The following is a 13319-nucleotide window of genomic DNA, read 5'->3' as shown; positions in this document are numbered from 1 at the left end:
TCGTTGAGAACGCAGCATGCGGTTGGGTACTGACTGTCAAGTTACCCACCAGTAACTGTCAATAACTATACCGCCTGGAAACGCCAACACAAGACGACTGCGCGCAATTTCCGTCGTTCGACCAACCCAGTAGTTGGGAGATGGGTGAAATTGCCGACTTTCACGCCTCTGAACTGGGTGTTTATCGAATTGTGATGATGGTCACTGCGAGCCGCGCGTATCTGAAAAGTAGGCGGTTCAGTCCCCGGATTTGGGTGAGGTGAGGGGTCCGGCCTCGTCCGGCTGCGCATCACGCGATGCGGTAGCCGGGGATGCGGCATCGGGCTGTACGGCATCGGGCGATGCCACGTCCGGGGACGGGCTATCGGGCGATGCCACGTCCGGGGACGGGCCATCGGGCGATGCCGCATCCGGCGATGCGCCATCTGAATCGGGTAGCTGATCCACGAGGTACTCGGCCAGCCCCCCGATCGTCGGATAGTCGAATACCGCGGTCGCGTTGATCGTGAATGCGCCGCCGAACTGACTGTGCAAGCGATTGCGAAGCTCAATTGCCATCAGAGAATCCGTACCCAGGTCCAGGAACCGACTGGTTGCCGCGGGAGGTTGCGCAAGTCGCAGGAAGTTCTGCACCTCTTGCTGCAGGAATTCCGTCACGAATCCGGCGCGCTGCGGCACCGGTATCTCCTGCAGTTGCTTGAGCAACTCACTGTCACCGGTGGCATCCCCGGCGGCGCTCGGCAACACGAGGTCGAGGATCGGCGGGCGCGACGTGCCCAGCACCTTGGCAGCGCGCTGCCAGTTGGCCTTGATCACGGTTGCCTGACCGGTGCCGTTGGCCACCACCTCGGCGAGGGCGCCCAGCGCAGCCGCAGGTTCCAGCGGAACCAGCCCTTGGGCACTGATGTTGGCAGTCGCCGCCTCCGAGGAGGCCATGCCGCCCTGGGCCCAGGGGCCGAAGTTGACGCCGGTGGCCGGCAGGCCGTGTGCCCTTCTCTGCGCGACCAGTCCGTCGAGCAGAGCGTTGGCAGTCGCGTAGTTGGCCTGCCCGGGTGAACCGAACAAGCTGGACACCGAGGAGGACACGATGAAGAAGTCGAGATCGTCGTCCTTGGTCAGACGATCCAGGTGGCAAGCGCCGTACGCCTTGGGCGCCAATACCGTTCGGAATCGTTCCAGGCTCTGCTGGGCAAGCAGCGCGTCGTCGAGTATGCCCGCCAAATGCATCACCCCGGCCAGCGGCGGCAACTCCGCGCGGATTCGATCGAGAAGCTCGGCGACCTCGGACTCGTCGCCGACATCGGCCGTGAAGACGTGAATGCGGCACTTGTAGTTCTCGGTGATGTCGTCGATGACCCGTTGTGCGCCGGCCTCGGGGGCGCGCCGGCTGGTCAATACGATGTCACCGGCGCCGAGTTGGGCCAGATACGACGCGGCGTGCAGGCCGATCGCACCGAGACCGCCGGTGATCAGGTAGCTCCGATCAGCCTGCGGCTGCAGCGGATTCGGCAGCTGCACCACGACCTTGCCGATGTGCCGGGCTTGCTGCATGCGGCGGAAAGCGGCCCTCGCCTCGGTGATCGGATAGACCTCGGCGGGCAGCGGGGTCCAGTCGCCCTCGGCCAGTCCCTCCGATACCTCGGTCAGCAACTGACGTATGCGTTCGGGTTCCGCCTGGGTCACCACGTCCAGCGCCACGATCTCGTAGGCGATGTCGGGGCGAACCTCCGCCATCTGCGCATGCGTCCAGATGTCGCGTTTGGCGATCTCGGCGAAGCGGCCATTCTGGGCGGTGGCCCGCACAGTCGCTTCCAGGAAGCCTTCATTGGTCAGGCTGTTGAGCACCACATCGACACCCGAGCCGCCGGTATCGGCAAGGATTTGGTCGGCAAAATCGGTTGTGCGCGAGTCGTAGACGTGCTGCACGCCCATCTTGCGCAGAGTCGCACGTTTGTAGGTGCTGGCGGTGGCGAATACCGTGGCGCCGCACTGGAGGGCCATCTGGATCGCTGCCAGGCCGACACCGCCACTGGCGGCGTGAATGAGGACCCGCTCACCGGGTTTGAGCTGTGCCCAGTCGAACGCGAGCCGGACGGTCAGGGCCGCAGCCGGGATCGTGGTTGCCTCGACGGCGCTGACTCCGTCGGGGATCGGTGCCAACAATTGTTCCGGCACGTTGAACCGGCTGGAGAATGCGCCCTGCATCATGCCGTAGACACGCTGGCCTATCTCGAGTCCGGTGACGCCGGCACCCAACTGTGTGACGACGCCGGCGAAGTCACCGCCGATCGGGCCGGGGTCGCCCGGGTAGAGGTCGAGGACGTTGAGCACATCCCGGAAGTTGAGGCCGGCGGCCTCCACTCGGACCTGCACGTAGTCCTCGTCCGGTGGCGGCACGTCGGCCTCGGTCAGACGCAGGTTGTCGATCGCGCCGCGTTCGGTCGGCGCCAAGACGTAGTCGCCTCCGCGCGGCACCGTGAGATGGCCGCTGCGCGCCCACGGCAGCAATCGGGAGGCCAGCAGCCTTCCTTGCCGCAAAGCCAACTCAGGTTCCTCGGTCGGTGTGCTCAACAGGCCGACCAGCAGGTGCAGAGCCTCCGGAGATCCGTCGCTGTCGACCAGCTTGCACCGCAGCGCGGGTTCCTCATTGATAGTGGTGCGACCGAATCCCCACAGCGCGGCCTGCGCCGGGTCGACCGGCTCGCCGGACTCGCACGCTACCGCCCGCTCGGTGACGATCCACAGTCCGTTAGGCAGTTTCAGTTCGCCGCTTTGCACCGTGTGCACCGCGCTGAGCAGGTTGTCGATCTCGCTCTCGATCCGGGCGGAAACGGCCCCCGACGGGCCGCCGCGCGAGTCTTCGCCGCTCGACTCCTCGGGACTCGGGCCGGTAGCGCGCCAGACGACACCGGAGATTGGCAGGCCGCGCTCCTGAGACTGCGTCAACAGCTGTCCCAGAAGCTCTGGATCGGTGTGCCGGTCGAATGGGATGCAGCCCGGCACCTGGGCGGCCAGTTCGTCGAATCCGGCGATCAGCCAGGTACCGTTCGTTGAGGCGGCGTCGCCGGCATCGCCGCTCGGCGCCGGCGGTGGCACCTCGTGCCAGCCGAGGGTGTAGAGCAGCCGCGTGGCATCGCCGCCGAGGCCGCGCAGCAACGCCTCGCGGGGCGCCCGTTTGACCGTGAACTCACGAATCCCCCCGAGTGGGCGGCCGTCCAGATCGATGAAATCGAGGTCGAAGGCCTGAGTTTCGCTGTTGAGCTCGCTCTGGTGCCACCTCGCGCGGCAATAAAAGCGGCGAGGCATCCGCTCGCGAACCGTGACCTGTCCGTACCGCAGTGGAAGGAACAGATCGTTGACGCCCTGCTCGGCCGCGAGGACCGCAGGGAACGCCGGGAAGGCGACTCCGGTGCACAGGTCCATCAGAACCGGATGCATCGGCTCGCTGCCGAGATGTTCGGCGAGTTCTTCGCCCACGAGGATGTCGCCGACCGCCTCGCCTTCGCCGAGCCACAACGATTTCAGAGAGCCAGACCAGGTCGGCCCCCACGCCAACTCCATATCGGCGAAGACCTCGAACAACTCCTGCGGACGCATGCGGTTACACCGCTCGATCGCTTCGTCGACCGGACCCGCAGTGTCGGATGCCGGATCATCGGAGGTGCCGCCGGTGCCGCTCACGACGGTGCCGTCGGCGTTCAACGACCATTCAGCGGCGCGGTCACCGTATGGCCGGCTGTGCACCTGGAAACTCCACTGGCCGTCCTTTTCGCCGGAACCCTCTGACGGATGCAATGTCAGCTGCACCTCGCGAGAGCTTTTCTCGGGCAGGATGATCGGCTCGTAGAAGAAGACGTCTTTCACGTGCGCCGGCGGACCCACTGCGGCCAGTGCCATCGCCGCATAGGTTGCGCCGGGAACAACCACAGTGCCGTAGATCACGTGATCAGAAAGCCACGGCTGCGTTTTGACGGACAACCTGCTGGTGAAGACGGAATCGCCGGAAGCGAGATCCTTTGCACTGCCGAGGATTCCGGATACTCCGGTGCTGTTTATCTCGGAGCCGGCGACGCTGGAAGTCTTGGGCCAGAACCGGCGGTGCTGGAACGGATAGGTGGGTAATTCGACCCTGTGTGGGGGCCGGCCTGGCAGCGCAGCGAAATCCGGCTGAAGGCCGCCGACGTAGGCCGCTGCCAGCGCGTCGGCGATCTGGCGGCGGTCCTCAACGCCTTTCCGCAGCGATACGATCGCCCGCGGTGCTGCCAAGTGCTCCGGCCAGACCTGCACGGCAGCACCGGTCAGCACGGGTTGCGGACCGATCTCCATCAACACCGAGCATCCCAGCGCCGCGACGGTGCGAATACTCTCGGCGAATTGCACCGGTTGGCGTGAGTGTCGCCGCCAGTATGGCGCGTCGATGGGTGTTTGCGCGGTCAGCACGGCGCCGGTGCGGTTGCACACCAAGGGCAATGTCGGGGCGGCGAACTGCAACTGCGCGGCGTACGACTCGAATTCATCGAGCACCGGATCCAGCAGTTCGGAGTGGAAGGCGTGGCTGGTCTTCAGCCAGGTGCATCGGATCCCGTCCTCGCCGAACCGTTCGACGATCGGCTCCAGATCCTCGCCAGGACCTGAGAGCACGGTGTTGGGTCCGTTGTAGGCGGCGACCGACACGCGAGGGAAGTCGCCGGCAACTTGTTCAACCTGCTTGGGGTCAGTGAATACCGCCACCATCCGGCCGCCTTCAGGCAGGCTGCCGAACATCCGGCCGCGCTGGGCCATCAGTTGAGCGCCGTCCTCGAGGCTGAACACTCCCGCAACACATGCCGCCGCGTACTGGCCCACGCTGTGCCCCAGCACCACGTCGGGCTCGATGCCCCACGACTGCCACAGCCGGGCCAGGCCCATCTCAACGGCGAAGAGCGCCGGCTGCGCAAACGACGTGTGCTGCAACATCTGTCCGGCCTCACGACCGGATTGGCGAGCGCCGGCGAACAGCACCTCCAGCAACGGACGCGCCAGGATGGTGCCGACCGCGTCCGCACAACGCGTCACGGTCTCGGCGAAAACCGGCTCGGTGTCGAACAACTCAGCGGCCATCCCGGGGTACTGGCTGCCCTGCCCGGTGAACAACCACGCCGTCGACGGGCGGTGTGTGTGCTCGCCGCGTACGACACCGGGGCGTAGGCGGTTTTCGGCCAGTCCGGCCAGGCCCTCGCGCGCATCCGCGACCGAATCCACGACGAGCGCGGCCCGATATTCGAAATGCGAGCGGCCCGCACCGGCGGTGAGGCATACCTCGGCGAGGTTGGCGTCCGGGTGCGCGCCGAACCAGGCCTCATAACGTTTCGCCAACGCCACCAGCGCCTCGGGTGATCGCGCAGATAGCGCCAGCACCTCAACTGGTAGTTCCCGGGTGTCGGGCTGCACGGACTCTGTAGTGGCGCCGCCCTCCGAGCCCGAGGGGGCTTCGGCGGCAACGCCTTCGATGCTCTCCGCAGGAGCGCTCACCGGTGCGATGCCCTCCGCGGGAGCGCTCACCGGCGTCTGCGGCGGTGCCTCCTCGATCAGCACATGGGCGTTCGTGCCGGTAAACCCGAAGGAACTCACCCCGGCGCGGCGGGGCCGGTCGCCGGCCTGCCACGGAATCGCGCTGTCCACAACCCGCACCGGCAGCGAGTCCCACGGGATGTGGGGCGAGGGATTCTCGAAATGCAGGCTCTGTGGCAGTAGCCCGTTCTGTAGCGACAACACGACTTTGATCAGCCCGGCTGCCCCGGAAGCCGACTCGGTGTGACCGATGTTGGTCTTCACCGAACCCATCAGCAGTGGCCGGTCGGCGTCCCGCGACCCGCCGTAAGCGGCTGCGGCCGCCTGGACCTCGATCGGATCCCCCAGGGGGGTGCCTGTCCCATGCGCCTCGAGGTAGTCGACATCCCCGCCCGCCACGCCGGCGCGAGCCAGCGCCGCCCCGATAAGTCGTTGCTGCGCGCCGCCATTGGGGACGGTCAAACCGCTGGACGCGCCGTCCTGGTTCACCGCACTGCCCGAAATGACGGCACAGACCCGATCGCCGTCGCGTTCGGCGTCGCTCAGCCTCTTGAGCACGAGAATCCCGCAGCCCTCGCTGCGCACGTATCCGTCGGCGGAGGCATCGAAGGTCTTGCACCGGCCCACGGGGGAGAGCATCCTGGCGCGTGAGGCGGCGACCACGGTCACCGGGCTCAGCAGGACGTTCACTCCGCCGGCCAACGCCACGTCACAGTCACCGGAGTGCAATGCCTGACAGGCCTGATGGACAGCCACCAAAGCCGAACTGCAGGCGGTGTCCACCGCCACTGCCGGTCCTTCGAGTCCCAGGGCGAAGGCGACCCGACCGGAAATGGCGTTGAGCGCATTGCCGGTGATGAAGTAGGGCTCGATCTTGTCGATCGACTCGGAGGACAGCAGATGGGCGTACTCGTTGGCCGCGACTCCTACGAAGATGCCGGTTCGGCTGCCGCGTAAGGCCGAGGGTGCGTATCCAGCCCTTTCGAGCCCCTCCCACACAGTCTCGAGCATCAGCCGCTGCTGTGGCTCGATCCAGACAGCCTCGCGAGGCGAGATGCCGAAGAACTCGGGATCGAAGCCATCGATTTCTTCGAGGAAACCGCCGAAGCGGGTGTAAGTCTTGCCCGCAGCCTCTGGATCTGGATCGTAGAATTCGTCGATGTCGAACCGGTCCTCGGGGACTTCCCGGATCGCGTCGACACCGTCGGCCAGCACCTCCCAGAACGCTTCCGGATCGGGTGCGCCGGGGAAACGGCACGACACCGCGACGATCGCGATCGGCTCGTCGGTGCGTGCCGCCACCACCGGCGCCGTCCTGGACCCTGACGCGGCGGGTGCCTCGCTGAGCCCGAGCACCTCACCCAACAGGTAGTCGGCCACGTCTGACAGTCGGGGGTGATCCATCGCCAGGGTGGCGGGAATCTCCTTGGCTACCCCCTGTTCGATGCGTTGACGCAGTTCGACAGCCATCAGTGAGTCCATGCCGAGGTCGAAGAATCCTGCGTCTTCCCGGATCTCCGCAGCATCCACGCGCGTCACTTCCGCCACCGCGTTGCGCAGGTAGTCGGTCAGAAGCTTCTTACGTTGCTGCACTGGAGCGTTGGTGAGTCGCTCGACCAGTTCGGTCTTACCGGAAAGAGTCGCAGGTGGTGCCGATGCCATCGACTGGGCGGGCACCTCTGCCGCCAACTCGGCCAGGAATGCCCGCGTACCCGCTTGCTGGTATAGCGGTAGGAATCGGGCCCAATCGACCCGGGCGACAACGCCCTGTGCCGGACCCTGTGCACTCGAGGCGGCAACGACATCGGCGAGACCGGCCAGTGCGTCGGCAGGAGACAACGTGCGGATCCCGCGCCGATCCAGGCGTGCACGCGATTCCGCGTCGGCCATACCCGTCGACCAGGGGCCGAAATTAACGCTGAGCCCCGAGATTCCCTGCTCGCGTAGACGCCAGGCCAGACCGTCGAGGAATGCGTTCGCTGCGCTGTAGGCGGTTTGACCGAACCCGCCCCACACCGACGCGATGGACGAGGTGTTGAGGAAGAAATCCAGATCAAGGTCAGCGGCTGCATCGCTCAAATGCCAAGCGCCCCAGACCTTTCCAGCAAACACGCGGTCTACTTCCGCGTCATCCAGATCGCTGAGGGGTGTGGTGCCGATCTCGCCCGCCGCATGGACGATGCCGGCCAATGGCGGCAACTCGGCCCGAATTCCTGCCAACAGGCGTGCGACGTCGTGCGCATCGGCGACGTCGGCAGTGACAACCCGGACTTCGCAGCCGTGCTGTGCGCGCAGTGCATCGATGCGCTGTTGCGCAGCATCGCTGGGAGCGCGGCGACTGGTCAGCACCAGATGACCGGCACCGTGCGCGGCCAGATACCCGGCGATTTCCAAACCTATCGATCCCAGCCCGCCGGTAACCAAATACGTTGCGGTCGAGCGCAGTTGCAGCGGCTCGCCGCTCGGCTCGTCCACCCGCCGAACGAGCCGGGGGACATAGGCGGCCTGATCGCGCAGCGCGAACTGGTCCTCCCCACTGGCCTTGTCGCGCGGGGTGGCGATCACGTCGACGAGTCGAGACCATTCGCTCGCCCCGGTGACATTTCCCGTCGCTTCGCTCGCCCCGGTGACGTTCCCGCCCGCCGGCAAATCGGCCAGGCCGCCCCACACGTGCGGAAGCTCCAGCGCAGCGGCGCGACCGAACCCCCACAGGCAACTCTGATCCGGTGAAACGGTGTCCGCATCGGTGACTCGCTGCGCGCCACGAGTCACCACCCAGATAGGACTGCGCAGTCCGGCGGCAACCGCAGCGCGGAAGAGTCGGCGGGTACCGCTCAAGATTCGATGCTGCATCCGCAGCAGCGACCGCATCGACGGCCCACCGTCGGATTCGAGGGCTGCCACGTGGACGATCCGTAAGTTGTTGCCCAGCCCGTTGTCAGGACCTGAGTCGTCTGCTGCCGCCGTCCGCAACGCATCTGCGAGCTGTTCCTCGTCTGCGTCGGACACCGGCAGACCCAAGGTCCGGTGCCGTTGGCCGCCTGCGTTGAGCACGTCGACCAGCGGCTGTATTGCATCGGTGTCATCTGCGATGAGAATCCAGGTGAATCCCTCGCCGACCTTCGGGCCGGCGAGCGGAGCAGTGGTTTTCTCCCAGTGGATGTCATACCGGTCTTCTGCGATGGACTGGGTTGACCGTTGCTGGTTGTGTTGTTCGGCAAGCTTTGTCAGCACATCAAGGGTCTGACGATCGGTCTCTGCGCCGTCGAGCAGGGCCGCGAGTTCCTCGATCCGGCCGTCCTCTAGAAGACGGACGGCCTTGGTGCGCGCGGCAAGGTGCTGCGGTGCTTTCTGGCGATCAGGATCTTGGTTGTCCCGAAACGAGTACTGGCGGTGCTCGAACGGATAAGTGGGCAGATCGAGCTTCTGCGCGTGCGGCTGACGGAAGGTGGCGAACTCGGGCAGATGGCCCAAGACATATGCGTCGGCAACGGCTTCGGTGATCTGCCGGTGGTCGGCGGAGGTTCGGCGCAGGGAAGCGATGACCCGCGGCGCGGTGCCCCGGTCGGGCCAGGCCCCCAGGGCGGCTGCGGTGAGTACCGGTCGCGGGCCGATCTCAAGCAGCAAAGCGCATTTCAGCTCGGCAAGGGTGCGCACGCTCTTGGCGAATTCCACCGGCTGGCGCGCGTGGCGGCGCCAATACGCGCCATCGAGTTTCGCGCTCCTGCCCAGCGCGGCGCCGGTGCGGTTGTCGATCAAAATCCGCTGCGGCGTGCTGAAGTCGAATCGATCTGCGTATGACTCGAATTCGTCAAGGATCGGGTCGAGAAGCGCCGAATGGAACGCGTGGCTGGTGTTCAGCCAGTCGCAGCGCACACCATCGGCGGCGAATATCGCCACGGCCGCCTCTAGATCCTTTGCGGGGCCGGACAATACGGTGTTGGCGCCGTTGTAGGCAGCGACCGACAGACTCGGGAACTGATCGGTGAGGCTCTCGACACGATCTGCGGCCGTGAACACGGCGACCATGCGGCCGCCGGCAGGCAGACTGCCGAAGAGCCGACCGCGTTCGGCCATCAGCAGCGCGCCGTCTTCAAGGCTGAACACCCCGGCGACGCAGGCCGCTGTGTACTGGCCGACGCTGTGGCCGAGCACCACGTCGGGCTCCAGGCCCCACGACTGCCAGAGGCGAGCCAGGCCCATCTCCACCGCGAACAGCGCGGGCTGCGCGTAGGAGGTCTGCTGCAGAGCTTCCGAGCCGTCCGGGCTATCCGTATCGAAAATTACTTCGAGCAAGGGCTTTTCGAGAATGTCCGCGACCGCAGCCGCGCAACGGTTCACGGTCTCGGCGAATACCGGCTCGGTGTCGAACAACTCCCGGGCCATGCCGGGGTACTGGCTGCCTTGACCGGTGAACAGCCAGGCCGTCTTCGGCGGTGCGTAGGACTCCCCGCGAACCAGCCCTGGCACCGGCCGGTCGTCCGCGAGCGCACCCAGCAGTTCGATGGCCGATTCTCGTGAGTTGACGACCAGCGCTGCCCGGTGCTCCAGGTGTGCTCGGCCCGTCCCGGCGGTGAAGCACGCATCCGCCAGGGAGGCTTCCGGGTGCGCGCTCAACCAAGTGCGGTATTGATCGGCGAGTTGGACCAGGGCGGCGGGGGTCCGCGCCGACAGCGGAAGAACGCTGAAGCGCTGAGCCGCCCCGGCGGCGACATCGGGCTGCTGAGCCGCCCCGGCGGGAAGCGATGCGGCGGTGCGCTGCGCCGCTTGCTCGGGCGCCACTGGCGCCTCTTCAAGAATGACGTGCGCATTGGTCCCGGCGAACCCAAACGAGCTGACTCCGGCGATGCGGGGCCGTGCGCCGCGCTCCCAGGGGATGGTTTCCTGCACCACCTCGACTGCAAGCCGATCCCAGGGAATGTGGGGTGATGGGGTTTCGAAGTGCAGATGCTTGGGCAGGGTCTCGTGTTCCAGCGAGAGAATGACCTTGATGACACCGGCGATCCCAGCGGCTGCTTCCAGGTGGCCGATGTTCGTCTTCGCCGAGCCGATCAACAGTGGCTGACTGACTTCGCGGCCTTCGCCGAACGCCGCACCCGCCGCCTGGGCCTCGATCGGATCGCCCAGGGATGTGCCGGTGCCGTGTGCCTCCAAATAACCGACATCGCTGGGCTCGAGATGGGCACGGTTGAGCGCATCGGCGATAACCCGTTGCTGGGCGACGCCGTTGGGTACCGTCAAGCCGCCCGACGCGCCATCCTGGTTGATCGCGCTGCCGCGGATCACGGCCCGAATCCGGTCGCCGTCGCGCAGCGCGTCCTCAAGCCGCTTGACGACGATGACGCCGCAACCCTCCCCACGCACGTAGCCGTCCGCGGCCGCATCGAATGTCTTGCACCGGCCATCGGGCGCGAGCATCTGCGCGCTGGAGAAGGTGATCATCGTCGCCGGCGTGAGTAGGACGTTCGCACCCCCGGCCAGCGCAAGGTCGCATTCACCCAGCTGCAGGGCCTGGCAGGCTTGGTGGATTGCCACCAGCGACGAGCTGCACGCTGTATCGACGGCGACCGCGGGGCCTTGCAGCCCCAGCCGGTAGCTGATCCGCCCGGCCGCCGCGGCATTGGACGTCCCGATGGCCATGTAGGCCTCGATCTCCGGGTAGGTCAGCTCACCGGAGGCCATGCCCAGGTAGTCGTGGGTGGCCAATCCCACGAAAACACCGGTATTGGTGCCGGCCAAAGCCGACGGCGCGGTGCCCGAATGCTCCACCGCGCGCCACGCAGTCTCCAGCAGCAGCCGATGCTGGGGATCCATCAACCTGACCTCGCGGGTCGACATGCCGAAGAACGGTGCGTCGAACCCGGTCACGTCCTCGACGAAACCCGCACGCCGGGTCACGACCTTGCCGGGCGCACCTGGCTCGGGGTCGAAGAATTCCTCGACATCCCAGCGGTCCGCGGGCACCTCGGAGATCGCATCGCGACCCTCGCGCAGGAGGTTCCAGAACTCTTCGGCGTCCGGGGCGCCTGGAAAACGCGCTGCGTAGCCGATGATGGCGAAACGAGGGGCCGGTTCGCTCGGACCTTTGATGGATTCCATGTTTGCTGTACTCCCCCCCGGCGCTAGGATCAAGCGTCGACGGCCACTATTGCACGTTTGACTTTGCGCGTGCGCTGCGGAGTCGCTGGGCATGGACACTGGGCCGAGGCGACGACCGCCGATTCGAAGGTATGTTATTGCCCGCCGGTGGATGATGCCGGAACGGGTCCGGCAGCTCGGGCAGGATTGGGAAGGACCAAGCATTGCGCATCGGGAAAATTACGGTTGGCGCGCTTGAAGAATGGTCGCTGAATCCAGGTCAGGTCACGTCCTGGCATCCCACGGCTGCGGCTCAGGAAAAGGCTGGACGAGCGCCGGTCAGTTCGGTTCCCATCAGCTACATGCAGGGCCAGCACCTTCGTAACTACAGCGACCGCGCAGCCGAGGGCCTGAACTTCTCCCGGCAGATCATCGCTAGTTGCGAGGTGCCCGGGCAGTGCGACATCGCGGCTATGGATCACGCCGTCAACACCTACCTGCGTCGGCACGACACATTCCGCAGTTGGTTCGAACAAAACGATGACGGCGAGTTCATCCGCCGTGCCATCGCAGATCCTGCGGATATCGAATTCGCCCCGATCAACCACGGCCACATGTCGGTCGACGAAATACACGATCACGTCGTGGCCATACCGAGTCCGTTGGAGTGGGGCTGCTTCACCTTCGGGATAATTCAGAACGAAGGCCACTTCGTGTTCTTCGCGGCAATGGATCACGTCCACGGCGACGCGACGTTGATCGGTACCACGATGATGGAAGCCAACGGCATGTATTCGGCGCTGAGCGGAGGCGGTGATGCCCTTGTCCTGCCCGATCCCGGTAGCTTCGACGATTTCTGTGTCCGGGAACGCGAGCACGCGCATACGTTGACGGTGGATTCGCCGGGTGTGCAGGCGTGGATCGACTTTGCCGAAGAAAACAACGGCGGCCTGCCTGAGTTCCCCCTTCCGCTGGGTAATTCGGCGGAGTCCGCCCGGAGCACCATGAGCTCTGAAGTCCTGTTGGACCCGGCACAGACCGAGCGCTTCGAATCGGCCTGCTCGGCGGCGGGCGCGCGCTTCGTCGGCGGATTGTTCGCAGGCCTAGCCCAGGTCGAGCATGAATTGACCGGTGCGCTGACCTACTACGGCCTCACCCCGCGGGATTCACGCAGCGGTAAGGACAACTTCATGACGCAGGGCTGGTTCACCGGGCTGATACCGATCACCGTCCCGATTGGCGCGGCCTCGTTCGGAGAAGCCGCGGGGGCGGCGCAGGCTTCTTTCGATTCAGGGCTGAATATGGCCAAGGTGCCGTACTACCGCGTGTTGGAGATCGCGCCGTGGTTGAAATGGCCGAAACCGAATTTCCCGGTGACCAACTTCCTACACGGCGGCGCGGCTCCGCTCAACGCCATCCTGGCCGCCAGCGAAATGGGCCTGGCGAACAACATCGGTATCTACCCCGACGGGCGGTTTTCTTATCAGCTGACCATCTACATATTCCGATATGGCGAGGGCACGGTGATGGCGATCATGCATCCCGACAATCCGATCGCCAAGAAGTCCGTCTGGCGTTATATGCAGGCGATGAAGTCGGTGTGCGCGCCGGTTGCTGACCTCGGACGTTGGGGACGCGTCGCGTAGCGTGGAGCACACCGCAGGCGATGAACATTCCGGGGCGGCGCCGCT

Annotated in this window: 2 protein-coding genes; one reads left to right on the top strand and one right to left on the bottom strand. The window is 65.7% G+C overall.

Translation table 11 applies throughout. The features are described 5' to 3' along the window. Positions 1–237 precede the first annotated feature (237 nt). The gene (locus tag ACPGXI_RS09530) at positions 238–11649 is read right to left on the bottom strand and encodes an SDR family NAD(P)-dependent oxidoreductase (RefSeq protein ID WP_526652161.1); all 11412 of its coding nucleotides are present in this window, start codon (positions 11647–11649) and stop codon (positions 238–240) included. 203 nt (positions 11650–11852) lie between these two features. Between ACPGXI_RS09530 and ACPGXI_RS09525 the strand changes: the two genes are divergently transcribed. Next, positions 11853–13274: a condensation domain-containing protein gene (locus tag ACPGXI_RS09525; protein ID WP_526652159.1), complete on the top strand. Its 1422-nt coding sequence runs from the start codon at positions 11853–11855 to the stop codon at positions 13272–13274. The last annotated feature ends 45 nt before the right edge of the window (positions 13275–13319 follow it).

The sequence above is a fragment of the Mycobacterium sp. genome (genome assembly GCF_049608025.1).
In the GTDB taxonomy this organism is placed as follows: Bacteria; Actinomycetota; Actinomycetes; order Mycobacteriales; family Mycobacteriaceae; genus Mycobacterium.
This window is presented reverse-complemented; position numbering and strand designations above follow the sequence as displayed.

Bases quoted from the DNA above. Each gene is read 5' to 3' on its own strand.
- ACPGXI_RS09530 (WP_526652161.1), bottom strand. From the start codon at position 11,649: ATGGAATCCATCAAAGGTCCGAGCGAACCGGCCCCTCGTTTCGCCATC.